At 54.8% G+C, this 24,474-nt stretch carries 31 protein-coding genes; 1 reads left to right on the top strand and 30 read right to left on the bottom strand.

Features of this window, described 5'->3' with window-relative positions; translation table 11 throughout:
- Positions 1-31 precede the first annotated feature (31 nt).
- The 25 genes from JJB07_RS14945 to terS form a co-directional block, all read right to left on the bottom strand.
- A complete protein-coding gene (locus JJB07_RS14945) occupies positions 32-529 on the bottom strand; it encodes a DUF4376 domain-containing protein (protein WP_488266382.1) in 498 nt (165 codons plus the stop codon).
- Positions 530-553: 24 nt separating this feature from the next.
- Complete coding sequence (locus tag JJB07_RS14940; protein ID WP_201636402.1) at positions 554-934, bottom strand: hypothetical protein; 381 nt, start codon at positions 932-934, stop codon at positions 554-556.
- Positions 935-1,504 carry a hypothetical protein gene (locus tag JJB07_RS14935; RefSeq protein WP_201636400.1) on the bottom strand — a complete coding sequence of 190 codons (570 nt, stop codon included), beginning with the start codon at positions 1,502-1,504 and terminating at the stop codon, positions 935-937.
- A 47-nt stretch (positions 1,505-1,551) separates the two neighbouring features.
- Positions 1,552-2,337 carry a hypothetical protein gene (locus JJB07_RS14930; RefSeq protein WP_201636398.1) on the bottom strand — a complete coding sequence of 262 codons (786 nt, stop codon included), beginning with the start codon at positions 2,335-2,337 and terminating at the stop codon, positions 1,552-1,554.
- Between the two features lie 14 nt (positions 2,338-2,351).
- Positions 2,352-2,906 (bottom strand): putative phage tail protein, encoded by a 555-nt coding sequence (locus JJB07_RS14925; RefSeq protein WP_201636396.1) that lies wholly within the window; start codon positions 2,904-2,906, stop codon positions 2,352-2,354.
- Between the two features lie 11 nt (positions 2,907-2,917).
- Positions 2,918-3,976 (bottom strand): baseplate J/gp47 family protein, encoded by a 1,059-nt coding sequence (locus JJB07_RS14920; protein WP_201636395.1) that lies wholly within the window; start codon positions 3,974-3,976, stop codon positions 2,918-2,920.
- Complete coding sequence (locus JJB07_RS14915; protein ID WP_201636394.1) at positions 3,969-4,352, bottom strand: contractile injection system sheath initiator; 384 nt, start codon at positions 4,350-4,352, stop codon at positions 3,969-3,971. Before JJB07_RS14915 ends, JJB07_RS14920 begins: the two co-directional genes overlap by 8 nt.
- Entirely contained in the window at positions 4,345-4,554 is a 210-nt protein-coding gene (locus JJB07_RS14910; RefSeq protein ID WP_201636393.1) for a DUF6484 domain-containing protein, read from the bottom strand. Before JJB07_RS14910 ends, JJB07_RS14915 begins: the two co-directional genes overlap by 8 nt.
- Positions 4,555-5,619, bottom strand: a complete 1,065-nt coding sequence (locus JJB07_RS14905) for a phage late control D family protein (RefSeq protein WP_201636392.1) — start codon at positions 5,617-5,619, stop codon at positions 4,555-4,557.
- Positions 5,620-6,267, bottom strand: a complete 648-nt coding sequence (locus tag JJB07_RS14900) for a LysM peptidoglycan-binding domain-containing protein (RefSeq protein WP_201636391.1) — start codon at positions 6,265-6,267, stop codon at positions 5,620-5,622.
- Between the two features lie 13 nt (positions 6,268-6,280).
- Entirely contained in the window at positions 6,281-9,097 is a 2,817-nt protein-coding gene (locus JJB07_RS14895) for a phage tail tape measure protein (RefSeq protein WP_201636389.1), read from the bottom strand.
- A gap of 175 nt (positions 9,098-9,272) precedes the next feature.
- Positions 9,273-9,668 carry a hypothetical protein gene (locus JJB07_RS14890; RefSeq protein WP_201636387.1) on the bottom strand — a complete coding sequence of 132 codons (396 nt, stop codon included), beginning with the start codon at positions 9,666-9,668 and terminating at the stop codon, positions 9,273-9,275.
- A complete protein-coding gene (locus JJB07_RS14885; RefSeq protein ID WP_201636385.1) occupies positions 9,665-10,108 on the bottom strand; it encodes a hypothetical protein in 444 nt (147 codons plus the stop codon). The genes JJB07_RS14890 and JJB07_RS14885 overlap by 4 nt, the downstream gene beginning before the upstream one ends.
- 17 nt (positions 10,109-10,125) lie before the next feature.
- Positions 10,126-11,571, bottom strand: a complete 1,446-nt coding sequence (locus JJB07_RS14880; protein ID WP_201636383.1) for a phage tail sheath subtilisin-like domain-containing protein — start codon at positions 11,569-11,571, stop codon at positions 10,126-10,128.
- Positions 11,571-12,083: a hypothetical protein gene (locus tag JJB07_RS14875; protein ID WP_201636381.1), complete on the bottom strand. Its 513-nt coding sequence runs from the start codon at positions 12,081-12,083 to the stop codon at positions 11,571-11,573. Before JJB07_RS14875 ends, JJB07_RS14880 begins: the two co-directional genes overlap by 1 nt.
- Positions 12,080-12,709 (bottom strand): phage virion morphogenesis protein, encoded by a 630-nt coding sequence (locus JJB07_RS14870; RefSeq protein WP_201636379.1) that lies wholly within the window; start codon positions 12,707-12,709, stop codon positions 12,080-12,082. The genes JJB07_RS14875 and JJB07_RS14870 overlap by 4 nt, the downstream gene beginning before the upstream one ends.
- Positions 12,710-12,726: 17 nt before the next feature.
- Positions 12,727-13,197, bottom strand: coding sequence for a phage protein Gp36 family protein (locus JJB07_RS14865; protein ID WP_201636377.1), 471 nt, complete (start codon positions 13,195-13,197; stop codon positions 12,727-12,729).
- Entirely contained in the window at positions 13,197-14,258 is a 1,062-nt protein-coding gene (locus JJB07_RS14860) for a major capsid protein (protein ID WP_201636375.1), read from the bottom strand. Before JJB07_RS14860 ends, JJB07_RS14865 begins: the two co-directional genes overlap by 1 nt.
- Before the next feature lie 20 nt (positions 14,259-14,278).
- Positions 14,279-14,911, bottom strand: a complete 633-nt coding sequence (locus JJB07_RS14855; protein WP_201636373.1) for a hypothetical protein — start codon at positions 14,909-14,911, stop codon at positions 14,279-14,281.
- Positions 14,912-14,927: 16 nt separating this feature from the next.
- Positions 14,928-16,007 (bottom strand): phage protease, encoded by a 1,080-nt coding sequence (locus tag JJB07_RS14850; RefSeq protein ID WP_201636371.1) that lies wholly within the window; start codon positions 16,005-16,007, stop codon positions 14,928-14,930.
- A gap of 26 nt (positions 16,008-16,033) precedes the next feature.
- Positions 16,034-16,270, bottom strand: coding sequence for a hypothetical protein (locus tag JJB07_RS14845; protein WP_201636369.1), 237 nt, complete (start codon positions 16,268-16,270; stop codon positions 16,034-16,036).
- Between the two features lie 17 nt (positions 16,271-16,287).
- Positions 16,288-17,085, bottom strand: coding sequence for a minor capsid protein (locus tag JJB07_RS14840; protein ID WP_201636367.1), 798 nt, complete (start codon positions 17,083-17,085; stop codon positions 16,288-16,290).
- Positions 17,082-18,419: a phage portal protein family protein gene (locus JJB07_RS14835; protein WP_201636365.1), complete on the bottom strand. Its 1,338-nt coding sequence runs from the start codon at positions 18,417-18,419 to the stop codon at positions 17,082-17,084. Before JJB07_RS14835 ends, JJB07_RS14840 begins: the two co-directional genes overlap by 4 nt.
- 18 nt (positions 18,420-18,437) lie before the next feature.
- A complete protein-coding gene (locus JJB07_RS14830; protein ID WP_201636363.1) occupies positions 18,438-19,928 on the bottom strand; it encodes a PBSX family phage terminase large subunit in 1,491 nt (496 codons plus the stop codon).
- Positions 19,925-20,914 (bottom strand): phage terminase small subunit, encoded by a 990-nt coding sequence (terS, locus tag JJB07_RS14825; protein WP_201636361.1) that lies wholly within the window; start codon positions 20,912-20,914, stop codon positions 19,925-19,927. The genes JJB07_RS14830 and terS overlap by 4 nt, the downstream gene beginning before the upstream one ends.
- Before the next feature lie 126 nt (positions 20,915-21,040).
- Here terS and JJB07_RS14820 point away from each other — a divergent pair, with 126 nt between their 5' ends.
- The gene (locus JJB07_RS14820) at positions 21,041-21,679 is read left to right on the top strand and encodes a HEPN domain-containing protein (RefSeq protein WP_201636359.1); all 639 of its coding nucleotides are present in this window, start codon (positions 21,041-21,043) and stop codon (positions 21,677-21,679) included.
- Between the two features lie 43 nt (positions 21,680-21,722).
- Here the strand turns inward: JJB07_RS14820 and JJB07_RS14815 are convergent, their stop codons facing one another.
- From JJB07_RS14815 to JJB07_RS14800, 5 genes are all read right to left on the bottom strand, one after another.
- Positions 21,723-22,127, bottom strand: a complete 405-nt coding sequence (locus tag JJB07_RS14815; protein ID WP_201636357.1) for a hypothetical protein — start codon at positions 22,125-22,127, stop codon at positions 21,723-21,725.
- Positions 22,124-22,255, bottom strand: a complete 132-nt coding sequence (locus tag JJB07_RS24250; RefSeq protein ID WP_283809127.1) for a hypothetical protein — start codon at positions 22,253-22,255, stop codon at positions 22,124-22,126. Before JJB07_RS24250 ends, JJB07_RS14815 begins: the two co-directional genes overlap by 4 nt.
- Positions 22,256-22,410: 155 nt before the next feature.
- Entirely contained in the window at positions 22,411-22,635 is a 225-nt protein-coding gene (locus tag JJB07_RS14810; protein WP_236588085.1) for a hypothetical protein, read from the bottom strand.
- A 190-nt stretch (positions 22,636-22,825) separates the two neighbouring features.
- Complete coding sequence (locus tag JJB07_RS14805; protein WP_201636353.1) at positions 22,826-23,860, bottom strand: DNA cytosine methyltransferase; 1,035 nt, start codon at positions 23,858-23,860, stop codon at positions 22,826-22,828.
- On the bottom strand, positions 23,853-24,422 hold the full coding sequence (locus tag JJB07_RS14800; protein ID WP_201636531.1) for a ParB N-terminal domain-containing protein: 570 nt from the start codon (positions 24,420-24,422) through the stop codon (positions 23,853-23,855). Before JJB07_RS14800 ends, JJB07_RS14805 begins: the two co-directional genes overlap by 8 nt.
- Positions 24,423-24,474 lie beyond the last annotated feature (52 nt).

Genomic DNA, 24,474 nt, shown 5'->3' with positions numbered 1-24,474 from the left:
CTTCCCTCTTGCCAGCGTATCACAGGTCAAATCAAGCGCCCTGCCCGTTTCCTGCCTCCCACTGGATTGCAAGCACCTCCTCCTCGCTCGTCGCCGCCTCAACCGAAGCCTTGATCGCCCAGTATCGGGCGATGAGTTTGTTTTTGTGGTCGAGCCCATCACGGCACAATGTCACGAACTGCTCGCGGGTGTGCGGCAACGGTCCGACATCTGTGGTCTTCCAGATCGTTTCGACAATTGTCGGATCGGCGTTCATAACCGAAAGCATGCCCGTGAGATTCGACTGAGCTTCCGCGTCAAAATCGTAGGAGTGGGGTTCGCCGAGTGCGGAGGACCGGAAGCCCGCGAGGATTCCGGTATTGCACGCGGCATTCAGTTCCGCAATCTTCGCACCCTTGATGTCTTCCAACGACGGCGGGGGTGGCGGCGTAGTGACCGGGATCAGAACAACTGCGCCGGCCTCCGTCACAGTCCGTTCGAAAGCAACTCCGTTCTCGTCCGGCTCTCTCGTTGCCGGATTGAGGTACACGATTTCCAAGTTTTTCGCCCTCCTTTACGCTTCCCAACCGAATTTAGCGAAACAGTTATACGACGAACTGGCGCTGTATACTTCGATCAAAAGCGACTGTTTAAACTGGATATCAAGAGGGACATACGGGCGAGAGGTCGAGTTGTACTGAAAGACACCATCTGGCGCGAGGTATGCCCCTGAATTAGAACTATCCCCGGAAACGTATGCATCGTTGATCACAACAACTCCGTCGATCGTGATCCGGACTCGCATGTAATTGTATTGGGATGTACTTCCGTACAGGAAAGCCAATCGACCTGCGCCGCTAATGCTCAGGGCGGTCACGTAACTGGTCGATGTCGTATTGAATGTCCCCGAGCGAAATCCGCGCGGTTGCTTCACCGAAGTTCCGAAGGCGCTCATTTATGCCACCTCCATGACTGCAACTGTGCAAACTCCGGTTGAGTACCCGTATATCGTCGCGGTGTTTGCTGGGTTCTGATCGAGAGTGAACAACTCTCCCGGGTAAATGGGCCAACCCGTGGTATCTAAGACCCCAGAGCCTCCCACGTAAAGCACCGCACCTCCGAGCGGCGACACATTCCGAATCATGATCGTTTTACGATTCGCGAGGTCACTGGCACCAACACGCAAGGCAACAGCAGCGGCGCTTGCCACTATGCCGATCTGCTTAGTCGATGGCGTTGCCGTCATCACTTGCGGGGAAGGTGTGGACGTGATCTGCGTCTTCTGGGTGCCGTTGGTCAACGCAGAGTACACATTTGACATGGTCGTTCCGAGCGATACCAGCGACGAATAGATGCTCGACAACCAACCGAATTTACCGGAGCCGCCCGATTGCATAACAACGCCCGACGCCGCGGTGCCGGTTGTGTTGTCTTGGTCGAGGGCCATATGTTGCAGACCGCTCGCGTCTACCTTGTTGGGGCGGAACGTCGGTGTCCCCGCGTAGTCGGAGCCGAGAGGGACCATGCTTCCTCCTGCAACTATTACTACTTCTGACATGTTCACACGCTCCTTTAAGAGAAGGTTGGAGTTGTCCCAGAGAACAAACCGTTTGTGCCATAGTTGATTGTTACCGCGCGAGAATGAGCGCCCGCAGTTGTAGTGATCTTCGTAGGCAAGCCATTCGTTCCGTAAGTGATGGCGCTAGTTGCGACCGTTGCGTTTCCGCTTGTCGGATCAGTCACGGTAACGGTGGTTGGCAGTCCGTTCGTGCCGTTTGTCACCGCCGTAGAGCGCGTATCAGAACTCAACTCATACGCGGCGTCAATTCGCACGTTCCGATTGCTAATCCCGGCCGGAAGAGCGCCGAAATCCGATGGTGCCGGCAACTGACCCGTCGGAATAAGCCCGTCGCCGTCAAGGGTAGCAACTCCATCCGCGGCCCCGCGCTGAGACTCCGGAATCGCCCCGACTTGTTCCGCAGTGACGCCGTGAGGGTTGTTGTTGTCATTCATATGGGTGTTCGCCGCCACCAGCGTTGTCGGCGGTGCGTCGAACCAGTTCGTGGTGCCGGTGATCGCCTTGATCCGGTTGACTATCCATGAAAGCCAATTCGTCAGCGATCCAGTCAGTCCAGACGGAGATTTGGACGGGTCAGCAGTACGATTCCCGATGATCGTATCAGTGGCTGAGCTTGCCGCCGTCGCTTGGTTTGCAGTTTGTTGAGCTGAATTCGCAGCTTGTGCGTTCGCGAAAAGCTGAGCATCGATTTTGTCCATGTTGCCATTCTGGATTTCGATATCGTAGTTGTCGTTCTGGCCGGGCTTGGTCAGCCCGTAGTTAGACGTGTTCGTCGCCATACTTCACCGCCTTCCTAAGGTGTTGGGAGTTGAGTTCGAAGCTGATCATGGGTCATCGACTTCATCTGGGCATGCGTGAATGATCGAAGCTCGCGATGTTGGGTGTAGATGAACGACCACTTGAGTTGCAAGTGCGCCGGGATGAAGCGAGTCATCAGCGTTTGCAGATCGCCAAGGTTTGGAGGCACACCACGAAAATCGTTGAACTGAATGGTCACCGTGTAGCCTGAGAAGTCTTCGAGGATTCGTGTGGAATATCCGTAAGACTTCAGCACGTTCGTGATCGATGCCGGAGTCGCACCAAGACCGCCCCGAGACATCGCCATGACATTGTTCCGGCGTGCTACTTCGTTGGACTGGTCTACCAGCTTGATTGCAAATTCTGCTTCATAAATCGGCAGGGCCCACGTTGCTGAGTCGATGAAAAGCTGCTTCTGTCCGTCGAGGATCGCGCCATCCAAGTCATCGACCTGCAATGCGATCGATTGGTAGATCCCCTTCATATTTCGCATCGAGTCGTTCAGGAACGATCGGGGGAGCATTCGTTTGATCTGATCGAAGAAACTCATAGGATGTCCTCCTATGCCACGGCCAAAGCGCCGACCGTAGCCATCTCCGTACTTTCTAATTGGATGTTTGAAACCGGAGACAACAAAGTGAAGTCCAGAACTCCCGGCACAGCCATAGCTGCTTGATATATGCCGGCCACACGGATGACGCCGCCAATCGGTATAGAGCCAAGATAATTTGTGATGGCTTGCTTAACGGAAATATCGAGCGCGTCTATGGTGTAGCCCGTCGAAGCAGTAACGGTCGCTGCGATGTCGATGGAATGTGCTACAGGTTTGAGCACGAGTACGTCTGCTCCCACTGGGCGTTTTGTCTCGATGTGATCGGTCACTGTCTGTACAAGCTCGTCAGACGGAATCGATCCATCAGACACCACGACGTCGACCGTTCCGGGCCCACGATTCAGCGGAAGCGGGATTGCGTGGACAACGCCTTGTACTTCCATTGCCCAAACCAAGTAATCTGCCGCAGTGCCTCCGTTTTGCGGGTTCCGTATGACAAACAAGTATCTCGCCCGGAGATCCTCGTCGGACTCCGTATCAACGCCACCAGTCAACCCCCCATCGCCAACTGTTACATTTTGAACGCCCATAACTGTGATCCCAACAACTTGGAGCGGCGTGCCTGCCGCGAGATTCCCTGCCCTCCCAATGGAGATGCACGTGACCGGCGCAACGACACTTGCCCATCCTTGCGGCAGAGGCACGTCTTGCAGAACAACGAACTCAATTTTTCCGTCCATCGTCGCAAGCAACGTCCCCTGCTTGAGAGTTATACCGATCGGCGATGGTGATGATCTCGTGAACAACACCTCGCCAGATGCAGGTGTGCCGATCTTCCGGAATACCCCGCGCTCGTTGCAGCGGCGCTCGAGGAAAGAACCAGATGAGCTGGACACGAAAAACAGCTTTGTCATTTGCTCTAGCATGAACCAGACACCGCGCAGTGCTCGTGCCACCACAGCCATCAACGTGTAAGCAAGTGACCCAGGCTGAACATCCGTGATGTTCGTGTTGGTTTGCAGAGCGGCCAGAAGCTCCGCGAGAATTTGCTGATACGTTTTAAACAAGTACCTTCACCTCCTCCAAACTCCCCGAGCCTCCGCTGCTGTCCCTATATTCCACGCGACAGAACACACTCCGACTCTCCCGGTCCACCGTCACAGACGCACTGGCATCCACTACCCGCGGGTCGGCCATTACGCATGCGCGGGCATCTTGTGCGCATGCCGCCTCAAACCCCTGTGAGGTCGGCTGAGAAAGCCTAGCAAGCATCGGGTTGCCGTAGTTGAGGTCATAGAAAAGCGCCCCGACAGGAGTGCCGAAGCGCCGTTTCAAGTCTGCATTTAAGCTATCCTCACCCGTCGCGAGTCCAAAGTCACCTTGGGTGGTCACGGCAAGATCTCCGTTGGCTTCGGATTGCAGGTCAAACAAAGGATCAGCCATCCAAAATCACCCCCATGATCACCGGCTGATTCATATCACCGTTCATGAAGGCCACTACACACTCTCGTCCCTCCATCTCAGGGTCGAGTGGGATGCAAGACTCAGCAGCACCCGTCTCAAATCCGATCAGGGGAATGATGACCGTTGCGGTGTTCCCCCGTACTGTGGAGAGAATCCCTTTTTGCGGGAAATTTTTGTTCAATTACATCGCCGCCCCCCATGAGGTTTCGGTGTACAGATCATCACGGTACTGCTGGGCCTCGTCCGGGCGAAGGCTGGTCACGTCGAGGTCATTCGTGTATCCCGCCTTACTCAAATGGTGATCCACCCGTTCGACGTAATAGTTTCCGTCGAACCGCCCGCACCCGTGCAGGGCAACCTTCTTCTCGCACCCAATCTCCGGATTCCCGACAGCCCTCCCAATCTTGCCGGTGATCACGTACCTCGACAACTCCGGTAGGAGATTGTTGGCAATCTCCTGCGCCTTCGCCTGTGTCTTGGCCTTAGAAGAGTAGACGATCCGTTCCTTTTCTTGGCCCAGCTCCGCCACCAACTTGTCATCCTTGGCCGACGCCTCGATCAGTTTCTTTTTTACGTAGTGTCGGACCGTGACCTTGTTGTAAAGATCGAGTGCTGAGTCCATGAACTTGATCGAGCCAACATTCGAACGCATGCCCTGACGGTAGTAGTAGTTCGCCACCACTTCGTCGTCGGCAAGGTCACGGGGACCAAAATACCCTACCTTGTCCTTATCCACGTAACAGACGTAGTCTTCCAGATCGGCTGCGGCCTGCAAAAGCTCCCATTCTTTCTTGCGGTCGTAAGCGTCACGTTCAATGATGTCTGACGTCGCGGTGACGCGGGCTTCAAGACCATGCTTTTTGAACAACATCTCCGCCAACTGACTACCCGTGCGCTCTGCATAGGCCGCAGAGAACTGCGTGTCGAGTAGCAAAGAGCTGTAGTCACGCCCTGCGATCCGCACAGTCATTTGGTCAGAGAAATCGGGCTCCACAGCGTCGATCTTCCCCGTGAAGAGGTGAGTGAGTTCAGCCTTAATTACACGATTCGGATCGGTCGAGTAGCCCAACCAAATCCGAACCTCTTGGTTTTTACGGAGCCAGTCGGAGAGCAGCTGGTCATTTCGTAGCGTGAGTTCGAACGTGTCGGCCGCCATGTACAGGGTTAGGGACACGTGCAGGTCGATGATGTCCGGCCAGCGGATCGGCTTGCCGTCGACTTCGACCCATGCGCGTGGTGCTCGCATCTACGAGGCCTCCTTTGCGATGTCCTGCAGTTCTCCGGCGTACTCAGGTGCAGTTGTGGTGGAACTACTTGGAATTGTGATCGCCTGACCCACGGCCAATGCGTATTCGTTGGTAATCCCGTTGGCGTCTGCGATGACATGCCACTTGGAGCCGTCGCCGTATTTGTCCTGAGCGAGATTCCACAGGGTGTCGCCTGACTTAATCGTGTAGGATTGACCGTTCGCAGTTCCAGCGGTGGTACCTGCTAAAGCGGCGGGACCCGTTGTCGCGGTACCAGTGCCGGAAAGGTTGTCGAACTCTTCTTCGGGGAAGCAGATGATTAAGTGCAAGGAGTACGTGACACGGTTGTCCCGCTTCAATTTGGGCTTGTATGACTCCACCCGGACACGCTTCCGAATGGACCCGTAGACAAGATCGTGCTCCGATCCCGTCCACATCAACCGCTCGATCTCCTCAGAAGTCGCCCAAGCATTTTCCCCGTCAAATACGCCGTTGATCTCCAAGGTCTTCTCTCCGAGGCCCATGTCTTGGTACACGGTCGGAGCACCGGCGGGCTTGATTTTCGCGATTTCGCGCCTCATGTCGAAGTCGAGCGAGTCTTTTGGTAACAGCGGGAAGGTGAACCCGCCGATGATCAGATCATGCAACGCCCATCCCTCCTTACTGCCCATACAGCGGCTGTTGTCTCGAAAGATTGCCGCCCCAGTTTCGGCTCTCCCATGCCTTCACGGCCTCCGCGGTGTTTCCGCCGTTGTTGTTGATGGTGGAATGGTCGTTGTAGACCACACTGGACTGCCTCGATGCCAAAGGCGCATTGGAGGTCACGGGAGCTGTTGTGAAGCCGTAGCTCCCTCCCCCTGACGATCCCCATTTGTAGGATGTAGCTGGCGCCGGTTTCCCAACCTCGACCTTACCTTGGGCGTACGCGCCGCTTCCGCCATATCCGTTCCAAATTGAGCCTTTCCCAGTGTTTACACTCCCTAGAATCGATTCAGCATTCGCTTTGATACCTAACAAACTATCAGTTACTTTATCTGCCATCACAGAGCCAGCGATACCCCCGATGATTCCTCCGAGGACACCGCCGATTGCGGTACCGACACCTGGGACAATAGAACCCACAGTCGCACCGAAAGCAGCACCAGCCTCAGCGCCAGCCCAGCCACCGATGATATTCCCTGATGCCTTTGCTCCAGCTTCGACCTTATGTCCTTCCGGTGCAGTCACTACGTCATAAACCCCAATCGCCGCTGTTACAGGCAACATAAACTTCCCACGGTCTAATGCCCCGCTTATAGATTGCTTGCCAGATTGCAATGCCCTAGTGATTCTAGAACTATTTTGGCTAGCTGCCCGTTCGGCTGTTTGAGCTTCTACACCTGCAACTGATGCGGTTTCTCCGATGGTGGTTCTTGCAGTTCTTGTGCCTGTTGTTACGCCTCCGCCATTAGCAGGATTCCCACCTACGTTATCCACCATCTTCCCGTAGACATTTACCACATTCGCGTTGATAGCCTTCGTTGGGATCGTGTCTTCGACGGTTGTTTTGCCGTACTTGTTTTTAAGCGGGCTCACGACTTGCTTATCAACGAGGTCTACAAAGTTTTTTCCGAAATTCATCAAAGGAGAGAGTGCGGACCCAACTCCCCCTAGAGCAAGTTTTGCCGCACCGATTGCGAGAACGAACCCTCCGATCTCACCCGTCCACTTCGCTACTTCTCGCACGGTTTCGCCGTTTGCTTTCACCCATTCTGTTGCAGAAGTGATTGAAGGTTGCAATTCTTTCATCAAGTCCGTTATTCCCGGCAACAAAGCATTCCCGATCTCCGTGGACAGATTCCCGAGATTCGAGAGCAGGATGTGCTTTTGCCCTTCGTAGGAATCGCGGATCGTGTCAATCTGGGTGTGGAGATCCTTTTGGTTTCCGAGAGAGTTGTTCAACTTTGCATACTGTTCCGGGTGCGATGAGATCAGCGCGAAGTCTTGCCCCTGTTCACCGAAGATGTGGTTCATCAGCGCGGCCCATTCTAGTTCACCGCCGGTCAGATCTTGACCCGTCATCTCTTGGGCGTGTTCTTTCATTTTTTGGATTTCATCGTCTGTCATCTCAAGCGTGTACTGAGTCTTTGCCCCCTTGGCAATGAACTCGTCATGCTTCCGGGAAAGGACATCGATCATGTCGGAGTAGTGTTTGATATGGTCTTTGTCCGATAGGAGAGCCGCGCTATCGAACCCGACGATTTTCTTGCCTTTGGCATCATATTGAACCCCAGAGATAAGCCCCGCGTCTTCCATGGCCCCTAGTTGCTTCTGCCCCCCAGGGCTGCCGAGATACTTGAATGGATTGATGCGCTGGGCGTAGTCCTTGATGTGAACGCCCGCCATCGACCCCTCCATGCCGTTGATCGCCGCCATCGCGGAAGCTTGTAGCATGTCGTTCTCGTCCCAGCCGATTTTCTTGACGACAGGCATGCCATATTTGAATGTCTCACCGAGACCTTCGGAGCTGGCATGAGTCGTGTTGATGACGCGGTACATGGAGTCGGAGAACTTGGACAATTTTTTTTCGTCGTTGGTGATCCCGGCATCCTCCGCCATACGAGCAAAGTTGTATGCGGTTCGCCCCGCTGACGATGACTTGCCCATGCCTACCTCGATTTCCGCGAGATAAGTTGCCTCCGGCGTGACCTTGCTCAATTTTTCTTTAGAAATTTGAGCATGAGCGAGCTCTGTGTCGATCCCGAGGATGTCATGTGTGGAGAAAAGCGTTTTGGATGAGAGGTCTTTGGCTTCTTGGTTCAGGTGCGTCATCTCAGGACTATCCTGAGAGAGTCCGTAGACACCGCCGAGCTCAATGTTTTTCATTTGGATCTCGCCGGCCTGTTCGGTCGTTTTGTAGATCCCCGCGAGCATGCCGGTACCAACCGCGACGTCAGACAAGCCGGACATCTTCATGGCTTCCAGTTTTGTGCTGACATCCCCGAGCACCTTGCTGACGTTGGTAAGACCAGTGGACATTGTGCTTAGCCAATTCATGTCGGGCTTCTTGCTTCCGACGTTGCTGATATTGTTCCTGAGTTGCTTCGCTTGCTCCGAGGCTTCCCTCAGACCCCGTGCACCCTCACGACCGATTCCACCGAGTTCAGACGTCATCTTGCGAGCGTCCTGCGCGGCTTCGCGTGCCTCTTTGCTGATGTTACCGATCTCAGAGGACAATGCTTTCGAACTCGCAGATGCCGTCTTGGCTTCCTTGCCCATCGCGTCGAGCTGCGTGTTCACTTCTTTGGAGCCTGTCGTCAGCTCCTTTGCTCGCTTCGCGATGTTTCCGAGTTCAACGGTCGCATTCTTCGCACCGTCGGCGGCCGCCTTGGCTTCCTTGCCCATCTTGCCAAGTTCTTGTTCCGTTTGTTGCAGGATTTTGTTCGCTTGATCTTGAGCGGTGATCTTCAAAGAAATCTGCAAATCCTTACCTGACAAATTCTCACCCCCTTCCCGGTTCAGATTCGCTCAACGCACGTCAAGGCATGCGCTCAGCGAACCGGCAGTCCTCACGACTGCCGCATCTGTTCGTTTTTCCACTCGATGTACTCCACTGCACTACGAGCGTACAGGCGACGCTTCCAATCGGGCATCGCCTCCCATGACTCCGGGCTTATTGCTCCGTTTGAGGCGTCGTTGCAGTAGAAGAAGTCCCGGAGGCCGAGCGACCCAGCAAAAAATCAACGGCCACGTCAACGTCTTCTTCGGTGGACGAGGTGCAAACCTTGCCGAAAACTGCTTTGAAGAAGTCCACGTCAGCCTTCGGCCAGTTGGCCGCGAAGAACTTGTAGGAGTCAGTCGGTTGAACGCCATTGATCGTGGTGATGCACTTCAAAGCGATGTAAGTTCCCACCACTTCATTGCCGGATGCAAGGTTTTCTTCGGTGATCGGGTTCGCTTTCAAGACCTCCATCTTGTCGCCGAGGGTCGGTTCACGGAAGAAAATTTCCTTTCCGGATTTCGGGAGTTTCAGCGGGCCGTACGTGGTTACGTTTTGGTTGTTGGTCATAGTGCATCTGCCTCCTTAAGAGTTTCGATTTTGAATTGGTAATCGCTGTCGACCACGGCTTTGCCGCCTTTCACGGAGACACCTAGCTTCGTAAACATGCAACCTTGCATGCTGTATCTCCCGACAAGCGCCTTTTCCGGAGCATTAAAAGTCGCAGTGATCACGAATCGCGCACTCGTGAAACTGGTTCCCGGACCAATTTCTCTTGTACCGAACATTGACATGAGAAGATTGCCGGCATCAATAAACCCGCGCTTCAAGCCTCCGTCAAGTTCTACGTCGCCATCGAGCCACATCGGTGTACGAGAGCCGACTGGTTGGTATCGTTCGGGATCATGGCTAATGTTAAGACTCACTTCCACAAACTCGCCAACAAGAGCCGGTCCCGCTGCGGTAGTGACCGCAACAACGACGTCAAATCCCTGTGCAGGACGCTTCATCGTGCGTCAACTCCTTCCTACGCCGAAAAACGGCTGATGTTATGGTCGATGTAGTCCGCGGCCGCAGCAGGGCGAATGCTGATCCCGGTGATCACGCGCCGCGCTTGGATCGTTTCCGCGGTGTTGTTGGACTTGTCACAGATCGTCGGACGGAAGTCGAAGATCTCACCCTTGTCTTTGTAATCCCGGAGGATCATGTCGATCTGATCACGGAGCGGTTGGAACATCCCCTTCTCCGTGATCGGCTGAGATTTCGCCCACTTGGTTCGAGCGGCTACGTCCATTTCAACTTTGTCGAAGATGCGACGGTAGCAGGTCTGGGACCAGTCGTTTTGTGTGGCCGGATCGGCATACGAGAAAGTGGTCAGTCCGTTGGAGATCACGATTTCGGACGACATGATGTCCTGGGCGAACGGCGAGATCCTCGCCATCGTCAGGGCAATAAGGTCTGCGTCATCTGCATCCATCGGAATGACTCGCTCCAACGCCGCGATCCCTTGCACTTTTTGCGAAGACGGCGAGATATGCGCCGCGAGTGCCGCCAAGACTCCAGCGTAATAACCATCAGGGGCTACCGTCTTGGTGGTGTCCTCAACGGGGTAAACCCACGGGTAGGCCATGATCGCCCGTCCGCTGTTGTACGTCTGGGCCGCAATCGTTTGGCTGGGGGTTGCCGCCTTTTTCGCATTCAGTACGGCGACACGGAGACCCCGCTGGACGTTCATCTGCTCGCAGTGTTGAATCAGCGCTTGGTTGATCGCATTGGACGTCTGTTGAGCGCAGAGCACAACGTTGACGTTGACCGTCTCCAGCACCTTCAAACCAGTGCGAACTCCATTGGTGTCCACCGAACCGATGTAGTCAGCATCGGCAGTCGTCGCACCGTCATCACCGCCGCTGAGCGGGGTGTCATCGAGCGGGGCCGGAATGTCGTTTGCTCCGGCCGCTTTCGTCAGCGTGACGTAGGAAGAGGGAATGCCGAGGGTGTCAAGGTCGAGTCCCGTGAAGGTCTCCTGCGGCAAGCGCTTGTAGCTGACGACGAGGTCAAAAGTCCCCGGAGTCGAGCCGGCAGTAATCTTCACGCTGACGTTGTTGCCATCCGTGCCCTTCGTGAGCGCGGAGACGTTGATGGACGCCTTCGGGGTGCTCTGCCCGTCGAGCAGGTCGAGCGACGCCGTCTTAGCCGCAGCAGAGGCGACACGCACGATGACGATTTTCTCCGGGCGGGGGTCTTGGTTGAACGCTCCTCGTGCGGATTTGAATCCGGTCAGGTTCATCGCATCGTCACCAAATTGGCGCTTGACGTCATACACGTTGTAGCAGGTAATCGGCGTGTTGATCGGACCCTTTGAGAAGGTCCCGACGATACCGATCACGCCGAGCGAAACGCCCGCCGAAGTGTTCAGCTCCGGCGGCATCTCGCTTACGCCCACGCGGGGCACGATGTATTGCTGGTTGGACATCAGGTGGTCCCTCCTTCGTCTTCATAGTTGATTTCTCCGACCTCGTCACCAAGATCGAGGAGGAGTTCCCGCAGGATCGGCGCCGGCGGACCCTGACGACGGCGTGGAGCAAAGAAGACGGATTCTGCAGCAACGACGGCATAGTGCAATCGCTCCGTCTTCTCCAATTCGTTCGTCTCATACACGACTTCCACAACATCTGTGCTACAGACGGTACCGCCGAGGGTTGAGTTTTCCAGCAAGGCAAAGCGCACTTCGTCTGCGAGGGCTCTCACCATCTCCTCCCCACGAATGGGGTTAAGATCTCTGAGGTACACCAGCACTTCCACTGGGATGGTAGCTTCGTCTTGTTCGTTGTCGTACTCCTTGAATCGCACCGTTCCGCATGCCACGGAGATCGTCGGACGTTCACCCGGAACCATTCCTTTGAACTTGTGGAAGTTCTTGATCGCAGACAGTCCGTTTGCGGCTTTGAAAGAATCGATGAGAGCGTTCAGGACTTCCTCTGTCATCCGATCGCTCCTCTCTCCAAGTAATCGACGGCCATCGCCGCGATCACGTCCAAATCATGCTGCTGAAGCACGAGATACGGGCGCGCTGGGATCTTGATCTGAGGGATGTGCGCTTCCTTTCGGAAGATGTACCCGTTCTGAGTCGGGATCAACAAGGCCCGTTTACGTCTTGCTCGTACCGTATGTGCCCCGATCGTGCCGCCGAGTTGGTGAATGCGAGCGTACGGAAGCGAGGAACCAATTTCGACAGAGTGATTCGTCACTTCGCCAAGAATAATTTTTTGTTTCAAAGCGCCAGACCGTTGCAGAATCAGGTTGCCACACATTTTTGTGACCGCTTGGCTTTCCAATTTCGCTTTTGTCGCCGGAGTCTTGGCGTTTTGGTGCTTTTTAGTCCGTCTCGCTTGCTGAACGGCATGCTCCTCATACGACATCATCGTTTTTACGCTTCGAGGCTTCCATCGTGACGGCCGCCCCTGCGCCTCGAAGTTCTGATGAACAGAGCGAATCATAACGGTGCCGATCCCGCCCATGAGAGGGCGAAGATTTTGAGTGTGTTCGCGCAGGGACGCAAGTGCTTCCACTACCCGCTTATCGTCAACGATGATCTGAAATCCGTCGCTCATAATCAATCACATCCCCTCTACCATCGACCCCGCGTCGCAGCATCGAACGCCCCCAACCGATTTTGCAAGGGACTGGGGTTAGGAGTCGTCGTGTAGATACGCCTCCGTTGCTCCGGTACCTCCGGGGCGTGTTTTTTCACGCCCGGAAGTCCGTCCAGAGTCTGATGCTCGATGACGTGGTCCAGATCTGCCTCCGCTCGACGGCGATAGTTCGTAGCAAGCGGTACATCTTCCCGGTACATAATTTCAGAGAAATGGTTCTCCAAAACAAAGGAGGCCGCCAAGTCCGAGCAAATGGACATGATGACCTCCGGGATCGGAGCAACGAGCGGCACCACGTAGTGCGGCCGCAGTCGCTCGTTGATATGAATTTGTGCTTTGCGGATGAAGCCCGACAGGTAGTCAGGATCAAACGTTTCCGGATCTTCCTTGATCGGTTTGAAGAGACCTGCGACGTCGTCCGGCGTGCAGTAGGTAACAGTGGTCATCAGGTTGCATCTGCCGACGGGTTGTTGCTGTTTTGAATCAACGACGCGGTAGTCTTCGCTTTACCACGTACCAGCCATCGCGGATGGTGGAATCGCGGCAATCCATTCTCCCCTACCGTCACATCAATGTAAGGCACTTTCTCAGCCGTTTTGTCTTCGATCAACGAGAACTTACCCGGTTGCGGGCTTTCAAGGCCACCGTTTTGCACCGCGAGCGTCGAGCAGAAGTCCCCGAATTTCTCGTCGCCTTCTGCCAAGACGATGAAAGAGTCATGCGGGATGAACGGGACGAAAATCCCCGCTTCATTCTCGTATCCCTGGGTGTATACCTCAAAATCGAGTTGAGGGAACATTTTGTTCAGGATGGTAGGAATATTTGCCGCGGTCAAGGAAGCCGCATCGTTACTTCTTTTCAGAAGATCACGAAGCACCGTATTTTTCGCAAGATCCGATGCTACCCCACGGTTCATCCAAAACTTCTTCCCTTCTGCTCCAGAACCGTCAAAGATGCCTTGAATGGTATCAATGACATCAATGATGTCGAGTTTCGGATCGGTAAAGTCGATATCCAAGTAATTTTTCTCAGGGATGTCGTATACGACTTCAAACTTGACGTTCTTGTTTTCCGCTTTGATGACCCCTTTGACCAAGGAGTCCCAACGGAGGGCTTCCTTGAGCGAGTTAAGCCGAATGTTGAGCTCGTTTGCACGACGGATGACACGGTTGTAACCGGCACGTTGGTTAAACGTCCCTTCCATCCGGGCATTCAGCAACTCGTCTTCGTCGATCGTATACGTATCCCCCCAGTAGGCTGTGGCATATTTACGTACCGTATTGCTAGTGAGTTTTGCTTGGTTGAATTGCCCACCAAGACGACGCGGACCTGCGATACCTTGGACGGCGTTGATGACATCGACCTGAATTTCGTTAACGAACTCCCCTTGGTCCGGGAGGATTTCCATCCCCCGGTACTTGGACGGATTCGTAGCCGTGTTCCGTACAACGTGCGTCACGTCGGCAGTAGTCGGGAAAGAAAGGGTAACAGCTGCACTCATGCTCATAATTGAAAAATCCCCCTTTTTTAAATGACGACCAGTTGTTCGGGCTGGCCGGAGATGGTCTTACCTGCCGGGATAACACGTGCGTTCAAATCACGACGGGCGACAGAGTCGAGGCCGATCAGGCAAGATCCGATGAACACACCTTTGACGTAGGCGGTACAACCCTTCCACTTGTCGCTGTCCGGCACAGTATCAGCAAGCACAACGACAGCCGTTTCGCAACCATCACCGAGGTAGAGGAGATCACCTGTTTCTACATCCTCCGTAAGAGCGGTCGTGAAACTGACGAGATCCCCTGCGATTCCCGTGATCGGTCCGAGGTCTTGCACAGAAGATCCGTCAGGTTTGGATGAATAAAGACGAAGATCCTTGTTTGCCGGATACATCAACCAACCAAACTTGCCGGACTCCCCGGGTGCAAGAGTCACGCTCTTTTCTCCCGCGACACCACTCACAACGGATGCGCGGGTCACGGGACGCAGGAGTTCGTCGACCGAAGAACAACCAAGGATAGTGCCAGAATACAAACCACCGGTGTACGGTGCGAGGGTAAAGCCAAGGCGATGATGCGGGTGCTCGTTGACGGCGCAGATTTTACGATCTTCGAAAACAACTTCCCCTTGAAAACCAGGGACAAACGGATTGAATTCCATGAGAGATTTCCTCCTTCTACTGAACGAATTTTCCATCTACCAAGCGGTAGCCGAGATCGATCATGGCTTGCTCAGCTAACTTCCGGCTTTCCTCAGCCGTCTTTTGGTCATCAGTCGGCGGGTGACCACCGGCACCCAACTGCGCCATTTTGATGCGTGCGGACTCCGGGAACGCGTCGAGCATGCCGTATACCTCTGCGGTGCGCGCGGTGAAGTCGTTGTCAGCCAGCTTGATCACGCCCGCCTCTTTCCCGTCTTCTCCCAGCAAGATCTTGCGGGCGTTGTCGATGTACGCCGGCGGGATGCCAGCGGCAACGTAATCGCTCAGCTTCTTGTTGATCTCCGCAACGCGTTGGCCGGATTGCGCTTGGAGCGCGTTTGCATTTGCCTCATCGATCTGCGCTTGCATGTCGGCAAGTTTCTTTTGGAAGTCATCTTGCCCCGCGGGGTTCGGCACGGCCGCTGCGGGAGCCGGAGCGGGTTGCGGCGTCGGTGCGGGAGCAGCTGGCGTCGGCTCCGGCTTTTGCCCGCCGCTAAACAACGCGGCGATGCCGTCAGAAAGTTTTTTCAGCAAGCCGTTGGTTTGTTTTGTCTCTTCGAGCAGTTGGTCGACTTTTTCCATGTTGGTGGATACCTCCTTGAAGTTGAGATAGACGGTGTCCGGCGGATCGGACAGCATGATGTTCTCCGGAAGACCCGTCAAAAAAGGCTCATTCGTGAGGGCGATTGCTTCGAGCACCGCGCCTTTCGATGAGCCGTCGATCTTGCTTTTGTAGTTGTCTTGGTATTCCGGGCTGGCATAGCGGTACTTCTGGGTTTTGATCAGTTCGACGACACTGCCGTCGGTCGGTTCGGCCAGAGCAAAGAGGACGTCGCCCTCCTGGACCAACCCGTCGATCCACGCTTCCGCGGGTGCTCCACCGAACGTGGGGGCGTTCCCTTTGTCATGGGCGATGCGAATAAAAGCGCGGCGACCAATGGTGCCTTCCGTGAAGTTTCGTTTCATCTCATCGAGTTTCTGCTGGTTGATGTCGATCACCCCATACTGCGGGTGTTGCCAACGCCCGATCTTGGCTGCGGGAATTTTGAGCGGCATGCGCTTGATCACCCCTCTTTGTGAAATTACGCAATTGTAGCTCCTACGATGGAAATCGCACTGTTGGCTTGCATACGCATGTTCTCATCGTAGGTTTTGAGGAGATATTCGATCTTACTTTGCAACCCATCGGTATTTACAATTACCTCTCGAGCACCTGTCGGCAACTCCACGATGGTCACGAGATGTGTGTACTTGTATCCCGCCGCCACCATGTCGTCGCGAGTTTGCTCAAGCAAACGTCGAATTTGATTTGCAGCCATACATTTCATCCTTTCTTTTATCCCGTCTTCCACCCCTTCGGCAACGCCGTCACACCGCCCCAGTCCAATCGCTCAGGAGTGACCTCTTTCGGTTCGTATCGGCTGTACAGCGGCATCAAGACGCTTCTGCAACGTCCATGAAGCGGTGGGGTGTTCTGCCCGAGGCGCGGGTCATCCATCGCCATGACGAGCCCGTGACGGCTACTGCACACCTGCGAAGTGCGGGAGTCCATGATGGCGCTGAACTGCACGTAGTCCACGCTGTTCTCCTTGTAGGAGACGAGGCGAGCGCGGTTGTAGGCGTAGGTCGTTTCCGTTGTGGTGATCAGAGACGCCCGGCTCTCGTTGAACTTGCGGATCTTCGCGATCTCCTCTTCGACCTTCGGACGTGGTGTGCCAGCGAGGTACGAGATGCAAAGTTTCTTCACCGCGGCAACGATATCGGCTTCGACAACTCCGGCCAGCGTAAGAGCGCGGTCTTTCAAGATGGCAATTGCCTGCTGCGGGGTGAAATCTTCACCAGTTCCGAAGTCGATCGTCGGCAGATCAGCGAGCTTCACCTTCATACGACGCCGCTTCTCCAAGCATTCGGCGGTTCCATGCGCTTGCCCGACGTGGAAGACATCGATGAAGTGCGATCGTAAAATCCCCGACAATTCACCAGCATGCGGAAGGTGCCAACGAAGGATCTCCTGTTCTGATGAGCCCAGCGGTAGGTTCGCGAACACCTGCCGAATCCATTTGTCAAAGCGAACAAGCAGTTTCTTTTCCACACCATTAAGGTATTTGGCGATGAACTTCTCTGCCTTTCTCACGCCGTCTCCTTGGTGGCTGGCGGTTTCTGCTGGTCAGGATCAACGTCTTCCTCGTCACGAAGGTAATGTCCGTACCTCGCCGTGATTTCCGTCTGCTTCGACTCCATGTCCTCCGGCTTTGTGAGCGGGAAGCCTAGTTTTGTCTGGACGTGGTGTAGGTGCTCCTCCTGTTCTGGGTTCAGGTAGCCACTGTTCGTCATCGCCTCAAATACGTTCGCCAATTTGTCCTTGTCGTCGTTCGAGATCTCTCGCTCAGGGAACGTTCCGTAGTTTTTCTGCGGCCCGAAGTTCATCTCGATCAACGGACGAATGAGCTGCTCGATCAGAACGTCGACCAGTTGCCGGAAGATCGCGTCCAGCATCATCGTGAAGATGTCGAAGTGCGATTGGCCAAGTGCGTAGGAACCCGATCTCTGGCCCTCGTCAAACAGGAGAGAAGGACAGAGAACGGAGCGGAACAGCATCTTGTTCGTATAGGTGACCGCTCGCTCGAACGCATCGCCAAGCCCAGCGCCAGCCCCGTGGAACTTCACGTCTGTCTTTTGCTCATCTGTACCGGCTTCCATTGCCAAACCCGTACCATTCTGGAGGTTGGCAAGCACCCGGCTCATGTACTCGACGTTCGAAATGTAGTTGGGCTCATCGATTGTTCCGGGATTATCAGGATCGCGGATCTCTCCGCTTGGCACCATCGCGGCGACCAACGGCGTGCCGTACTTGTCCAAAGCGTTGACCCACATCTTGAGGATCGGGTCTTTCAGCAGCCAGTTCTTCCGCCCGCGTTTGAGTTGAGAACGACCGTAAGGATTCCCGAACCCACCGATGCCGTGGGTGAAGATGAGGCTCTTGTTCTTCGGTATCTTGACGTGTTGCCCGTCAAACCATCGCCATTGGGTGATCGGTTCGTCTGCAAGCTCGCCGGTCTGACGGTCGAGGTTGAACATGACGGTTCGCGGGTGGTATGTGACCAGTTTATCGATCACGATACGATCGCCGGACGCTTTCCAAACGATTTCTGTGCCGCTGTACCCCGCCCAGATTGCTGTCAGGATATCGGAGCAGGCTTGGTTCAGTGATCCCTTCATCCCTTCCATGCAGTCGTTGACGAACTGCTGGATCTTCGGGTCGGATTCGTTGGTATATCGGTCGAGCTTGTTGAGAACAGCGAGGATCATGAAGTCGATCGCCGCTGCGACCGTCTCGTCGGTCTCGTACATACGTTCGAAGTCTGCAACAAGGGCGCCGTCTGGGTTGGCTATCGCATTGTCGAACAGGAAGAACGTCGTCCAGAGCTGGTTCCCGATCTGGCCGACAACTTTGCTGGGAGCTACCAAGGTTTCACCTCCTCTCTATTAGAGTTTGATGCTGGACGCCACTGATTTACCAACGACGCGACCATGAACCGATGCCCTTTTCTTTCCGAACAGCGTGTACACGACGTAACGGAGGGCGTCGAGCGCGTGGTCGAACTTCTTCACAGGCTTGTCCTCACCACGTTCCGCCGCTTTCACGTCCCAGATGTAGGAGCCGAACTCCCGGAGCAGGTTCTTGCAACTCTCCGCGACGAAAAGAAGTTTCTCCGTCAGCCACACCTGCACAGATGAGATGCCGGGGAGCACGTCGTTATCGGCGTTGATGATCCGACGAACACCTTTCTTCTCCAACTCCGTTCGAAGCCACTTACCTGCGGGGTCAATCAGGATGTTTGAGATGTTGAGCCCCACGGTGAACGCGAGGAAGTCCGCCGCGTACTCCGACGGGGCTTTCCCTTTGGATGGGGCCTCTTCGTCATCCGAGTCCTTCTTGCTGACCGCCTTCGATTCGTGGTAATACTCCCGGATCACGTACAGTTTTCCGCGAAGCTCCCCAATCAGGAGATAGACCGTCGCGTTCGTCTGGCCCGCGTCGACGCCGATGTGGTAACGCTCGAAGCGATTCGGCAGCGCACCGTCGGCGATCTTGTGGATCTCATCGTCGAACATATCGTAGACGACGCCTTCCGCAACCACCCACAGCCCCAGAATGTACCGCTTGTAGAAGACGGGGCTACCCTTGTACAGGTTCTCGTACCGCTGGATCGTCGCTTTGTCGAGTGACAGGTTGTCGTGCATCGTGAAGTGCAGATGCAGAGCATTCTTCTCCCGGAGCTTGTCAAGCCAGCTGACTTTGAACCAGTGATACGGACCTGCCGGGTTGCAATTGAACCAGAACTTTGCGCCGGTCACGGAGCACCGCGCCGTCGCTTGGTTGACGAAAGACTCCGGCATGAGGGCGACTTCGTCGAAGAACATCCCCGCAAGAGTGATCCCTTGAATCAGGTCTTGTGAGCTCTCGTCCTTCCCGCCGAAGATGTAGAACGTGTTGGTCCTGCGATTCTTGGTGACAACGAGTTGGTTGTCAGCACGTCGATCGACGACTTTATACCCACGGCCGCGAAGAATTCGCTTCAAAGGCGTGATCACGTTCCGGCGCAGGGCACCAATCGTCTTTCCGGCAAGACCGAAGTTCATATCGTGGAAGCAGGACATCGCCCAATCGACGTAGGAGAACGACATGCAAACGGTCTTCCCTGCCCGAACGGACCCGTCGCAGATGATCGCGTCTCGATCACATACCGGGCTTTCAGGCGTCCACCATGACAACACGAGTTGTTGCTTCTGTGAAAGAGTCAGCCATTTAAACGGAGCTGGCTTTTTCTTGCGGCTCTTCTTGGACGCATCCCTCAGGGTCCGCGCACGATCAAGCCGCTTTTGGAAGGCTTCGGGGTTTTGGTATAGATTGGCGCGGCGGAGCACTCGCTCGTCATGCTGTTCGGCGACGTGGATTTCTGCAGCGGAGATCATGATTCCTCAGTCCACCCTTCCCAAGCGGACGATGCGTTAGAGCCACCAGCCTCGTCGAACCCGTCTCCTTCTGTTTCATCGTCGTCGGGGTCTTCCTTGCGTGTTTCCTTGTAAATGTCGAAGTCGAGGCGCGCTTCTGCCAGTTCGACTTGCTTGCGTGCCAGTTCCAATTTCTCACGGTCCATCGCAAGCTTTTCCTCCTGGGCAAGGAGATCGGCAAGAGTCTTGGCGGCCTTGATCTTCTTGTCCTGCACCCGGGTCAGAGCTTCCTCGATCGCGAGGATGTCATCGATGGCGCGCATCTCCGTCTCCTCGATCTGGGTGACGGCCATGACCTCACGCTTGACGACGACCGTGCTCGTTTCACCTGTGCGGTCGTTGTGGACCTGCTGCGGCTCCTTGACCTGCATGCGCTCTTGCAAAACACGACGTTGCTTGTCGTTCAGGCCCGACTTCCGCGCCTCGATGTCACGCATCATACGGAACTCGCGAAACTCCAACAGGCCGATCTCTCGCCGGACTGATTCGACCGGGTCGGTATCGACCTTTTCAAGCATCGCTTTTTCGTTGTCGTTGAGTGCATCCATCCAGATCGCGGCGAACTCACCCGTGCGATAGGCGTTCTGGTTTCGATGTGGAGCACCGCCCCCAGAGTTCCCCGCCGCAAACTTGTTCCCTCGAGGAGCCCCATTTCCACCCTTGTTCCCTCTGGCGTTGTCGTTGCCTTTTGGCGCACCATGCGGCTTTTTCTTCGGCGGGGCATTCGGCTGCTGATTGGTTACGTGACTATTCGCACCATTGGTTACGTGACCATTGGCGAGAGCGTCCCAATCGATGCCTTTCTTCTTGTCTTCCCGCTTCCACTTGCGGATCTGCGCATCGGAAACACCCAACTTTTCACCGATGTCCTTTAGCATCATCTGCACCTTGGAATCGACGAACATCTGCCGGGCTTGTTCCCACTTTGGTGAACGTTCGCGCGCCATGCTACACCATCACCACCTCCCTGTAAATAAATAAACAAGTCAAACCCTACCCAAAATTCACTATAGAATGAAATTAGGTTAGAGTATATAATTCGTGTATTAACGAAGAAAAAGGAGCACGAGTGAATGCCATCGCAATCGTTTCAATTCTTCCGTGATAAAAACATTCAAGATGTGCAGCGTATTCTTGATACCCATTCTGCGATGTCCGGGCGAGGGCGCAACGCACTTGATCATCTAACTCGAAGCGCGATCCTGATCTTAGCTGGGTCCTGGGAAATTTACCTCGAAGACGTGATCTCCGAATCTGCTGCCTTTTTAGTCAATCACCTCCATTCTCCAAGATTGCTCCCCACTGAGGTCCAGAAAAAGCTGAGTTCCTACGTGAAATCTGGAAAAGATAGTCATCTAAAACCCCTTGAGTTAGCCGGAAATGGTTGGCGAGACGTTTATCTAGAAATGGTAGAAAAAGAAGTTTCAGCTGTGAATACTCCAAAGAGTCACGTAATCAATCCGCTTTTTGAAGGACTACTTGGAGCGAATGAATTACTAAATGCATGGGGTGACCCGAAGGCAATTGATGATTTTGTTTCCTACCGTGGTGAAATAGCTCATCGTGTGAGATCAGAGGATTATGTTAAAGTGACTGAGGTGCGTGGCTATCTCGATTTGATTTTTGAAGCAGCACGTCTAACCGACAATTATCTTTCTGACTTCACGAAAGATACTTTAAATCATCGAGCTTGGAGACGAGTTACCGGATAGAGCCCAAACTTTTGGGCTCTTTTTTTGTTTTACAACTCACTGACTACACCCCAGCCTGAGCAGCCGAATCGATCAGTCGGTGAACAGCATTCAGCAGCGGGTGCAAGATGTGCTCCGTGCCGAACGTCTCCCGCGCATCGTCGACGGAAGCAAGCACGTCGGCCAATACATCGAGTTGATCCGGGTCGAGTTGGAGGTCTTCCCATGCGGCCATCTGGTGCTGGGCGTTCCCCGCGAGGTCGAATACCAGAAGGGAATCAAAGATCAGCGGACGGAGGTCCTTGCGATCTGCGTAGATCACGCCGACGAGGTTAAGCAGTTGTTGGAACATCTCGACGTTCTGGATGTCGATCCCGATCCGACCGAAGCGAGTCGAGAGCGTTGCAGAACTGGGGCGATCCCCAACCGGCGCACCACGACGCTGATTTTGGGTTTGTTGGTCGCTCATACCGGAATCCCCCCTTCTGCCGCTGCCAACCACGGCTCACCTTTCCGTCCGTCGACCACTGCCGACAGAATGCCGCCGACCATCATCAAGACGTGGGCTGCGACAACCGCGAAACCTACTGCTTCCATCTCTACCACCTCGTTTGAGTTAGTGTTTGAATTTCTGTGCCCCTGTCGCCTCCCATGCGGGTGCGTGAGAGGCAGACGTAAGGAACGTGACCGAACGGGACACAGCAAAAATAGACGCCTCCTGAGAGCATACAGGGCGTCATTGGTTTACCTATTTACAGGTCTTGTTGTTGCAGTTTCAGGTCATACTCGACGAGTTTGAGAAAGTCGTCCACCGTGATCTCAATCTGACCGCTTTGCAGATTCTTCACGAATTGTGCGATGGCGGCCCGGATCATCTTGCGGTACTGTTCTGTTGACTCGTCGATCCCCAATTGCTGTTCGGCAAGATGCTTGAGCAGTAGCTGTTCATTTTCTAAAGCTGTTAATTCTTCTTGCATCATGTCATCACCCGTTCTACAATAGTGGACGGGGCAGCGGTGTAGCGAAAATCCACGGCCGTGGTGATCCGCTTCCCCATCCAAGCCGGGTGATGACTCGGCGAACGAACGGAGGGCGTTGACGCGCCCTCCCTTTTTTATACCCGCGCGCGGCGTTTCCTCACCGGCGGCGGCTACGCCGCCATCGAGTTTATGCGCCGCGCTTGAACCATTGACGGTTAACCTGCTCTGCGATCTTTTTCATCATCAGCGGCGGGACGGACATCCCGCACACGTACTGCGGATCTCCTTCAAGGAAGTTGTAGTCCCGTGGGAAGGCCTGCGATCGAATGATGTCCTCGTTGCTGATGTGGTACGGCTCATCGTACCGAACGAAAACAGAGTTGCTCGCGATCGTGTTCAGGACCCGGTGGTCGTGCACGATGATCGTGTTGAAGTTGTTGTTCTTTCCCTCTGTCCGAAGGGCGACATGAGCCATGCTCTTGTCGGCGGGACGACGTTTTAACCAACGCTGGTAGGTTCTGCTTTTCGGATCGATTGGCCGTCCTCTTCCGGAACGAATGTCGCGGTACAAGACCGGCGGCTCACCAAACTTGAGCTGAAGATCCGGGAGTCGCAAATCGTGGCGACGTGCTATGAAGAACACGCGCTCTCGTTTCTGCGGTACCCCCATCGTCGCACCGTTCAGCAAAAACAGTTGCACGATGTACCCGATCTGGGCGAACGACTCAACGACTTCTTTGACGTAGCCTTTGGCATTCCCCAGGATCATCCCCTTCACATTCTCTGCGATGACCACTTTTGGCCGGAGCATGTCGGCGACGTCGATGAAGTGGAAGAAGAGATCGTCGAGCCGCTGTTTGGCTTGACCTTCTCGGAACCGCGCTTCGACTCCCCACTTCTTTTCTCGGGAGCCCGCCGTTGAGAACACGCTGCAGGGCGGCGAACCGTCCAAGATGTCAAGTTGGAACAGCTCCGGCGGCAATTCCTGCTTTGGGATCTTGCGGAACTCTTGGATCGGCATTTGGAAAGGGAACCGCGGGTTGTGGTTGGCTTTGTAGATGGCCATCATCTGCGGATCGATCTCCACGTTCCCGATTACTTCGTACCCAGCCAATTTGTACCCCATCGTAGAGCCGCCCCCGCACGAGAAACAGGAGAAGACGCGGCGTCCGATCTTGGTCACGTTGTGCAGGTCACGCAACGACCAATCCCATTCAGGCATCCTCGTTCCCCTCCTCGGCGGCGGTGGCCGCCTCTGGTTCCTTTGGATTGAAGCAGAAACCACAGCGTGGGCACTCCGCTTCGAAATTCTCGTCGGAGAACGATCCCAGATTGATCTCCGCGCTTTCGAAGTCACCAACAGTTTCGTCATCTTCCGGGCGGAAGTCTTTTAACAGGCCGTCCAGTTCCTTGTCATCGAAACCCGTCAGGTCGAGATCCGCGCCGGCGACTTCGAGTTCATGGAGTAGCTCGGACAATTTGTTCTCGTCCCAATCACCAGAAATCTTGTTGAGCGCGAGGTTGAGTTGACGCTCTTGCACATCGTCGAGGTCGACCACGGAGACGTCGAGCTCCGTGGCCCCGGCGGCCAGCAGCACCTTGAACCGCTGATGTCCGCCGACGAGGTTGCCGGTGCGCTGGTTCCAAATGAGCGGGTCGACGTACCCGAACTCTTCAATGGAGCGACGGAGCTTCTCGAATTCCGCGTCTCCCGGTTGCAAATCGATGCGCGGATTGTACGGGGACGGGTTGATGTCCGTGACCGGGACTGTACGGATGTTCAATTTGTGCATGTAGGTGTTCCCCCCTCGGTATCAGTGAAATCAAAAACGTCCA

Origin of the sequence: Tumebacillus amylolyticus, assembly GCF_016722965.1 — a bacterium.
Classification (GTDB): Bacteria; Bacillota; Bacilli; order Tumebacillales; family Tumebacillaceae; genus Tumebacillus; species Tumebacillus amylolyticus.
Note: the sequence above shows the minus strand (reverse complement) of the source record. Positions and strands in the feature narration are given on the sequence as shown.

Coding starts and splice junctions, on each gene's coding strand:
- JJB07_RS14830 (WP_201636363.1), bottom strand. CDS start 19,928: ATGATCTCCGCTGCAGAAATCCACGTCGCCGAACAGCATGACGAGCGA.
- JJB07_RS14930 (WP_201636398.1), bottom strand. CDS start 2,337: ATGGCGACGAACACGTCTAACTACGGGCTGACCAAGCCCGGCCAGAAC.
- JJB07_RS14805 (WP_201636353.1), bottom strand. CDS start 23,860: ATGCCTGAATGGGATTGGTCGTTGCGTGACCTGCACAACGTGACCAAG.
- JJB07_RS14850 (WP_201636371.1), bottom strand. CDS start 16,007: ATGCCGCTCAAAATTCCCGCAGCCAAGATCGGGCGTTGGCAACACCCG.
- JJB07_RS14890 (WP_201636387.1), bottom strand. CDS start 9,668: ATGACCAACAACCAAAACGTAACCACGTACGGCCCGCTGAAACTCCCG.
- JJB07_RS14940 (WP_201636402.1), bottom strand. CDS start 934: ATGAGCGCCTTCGGAACTTCGGTGAAGCAACCGCGCGGATTTCGCTCG.
- JJB07_RS14845 (WP_201636369.1), bottom strand. CDS start 16,270: ATGGCTGCAAATCAAATTCGACGTTTGCTTGAGCAAACTCGCGACGAC.
- JJB07_RS14875 (WP_201636381.1), bottom strand. CDS start 12,083: ATGACAGAGGAAGTCCTGAACGCTCTCATCGATTCTTTCAAAGCCGCA.
- JJB07_RS14810 (WP_236588085.1), bottom strand. CDS start 22,635: ATGCAAGAAGAATTAACAGCTTTAGAAAATGAACAGCTACTGCTCAAG.
- JJB07_RS24250 (WP_283809127.1), bottom strand. CDS start 22,255: ATGGAAGCAGTAGGTTTCGCGGTTGTCGCAGCCCACGTCTTGATGATG.
- JJB07_RS14905 (WP_201636392.1), bottom strand. CDS start 5,619: ATGCGAGCACCACGCGCATGGGTCGAAGTCGACGGCAAGCCGATCCGC.
- JJB07_RS14935 (WP_201636400.1), bottom strand. CDS start 1,504: ATGGTCCCTCTCGGCTCCGACTACGCGGGGACACCGACGTTCCGCCCC.
- JJB07_RS14815 (WP_201636357.1), bottom strand. CDS start 22,127: ATGAGCGACCAACAAACCCAAAATCAGCGTCGTGGTGCGCCGGTTGGG.
- JJB07_RS14885 (WP_201636385.1), bottom strand. CDS start 10,108: ATGAAGCGTCCTGCACAGGGATTTGACGTCGTTGTTGCGGTCACTACC.
- JJB07_RS14820 (WP_201636359.1), top strand. CDS start 21,041: ATGCCATCGCAATCGTTTCAATTCTTCCGTGATAAAAACATTCAAGAT.
- terS (WP_201636361.1), bottom strand. CDS start 20,914: ATGGCGCGCGAACGTTCACCAAAGTGGGAACAAGCCCGGCAGATGTTC.
- JJB07_RS14925 (WP_201636396.1), bottom strand. CDS start 2,906: ATGAGTTTCTTCGATCAGATCAAACGAATGCTCCCCCGATCGTTCCTG.
- JJB07_RS14880 (WP_201636383.1), bottom strand. CDS start 11,571: ATGTCCAACCAGCAATACATCGTGCCCCGCGTGGGCGTAAGCGAGATG.
- JJB07_RS14855 (WP_201636373.1), bottom strand. CDS start 14,911: ATGGAATTCAATCCGTTTGTCCCTGGTTTTCAAGGGGAAGTTGTTTTC.
- JJB07_RS14870 (WP_201636379.1), bottom strand. CDS start 12,709: ATGAGCGACGGATTTCAGATCATCGTTGACGATAAGCGGGTAGTGGAA.
- JJB07_RS14915 (WP_201636394.1), bottom strand. CDS start 4,352: ATGGCTGATCCTTTGTTTGACCTGCAATCCGAAGCCAACGGAGATCTT.
- JJB07_RS14865 (WP_201636377.1), bottom strand. CDS start 13,197: ATGACCACTGTTACCTACTGCACGCCGGACGACGTCGCAGGTCTCTTC.
- JJB07_RS14860 (WP_201636375.1), bottom strand. CDS start 14,258: ATGAGCATGAGTGCAGCTGTTACCCTTTCTTTCCCGACTACTGCCGAC.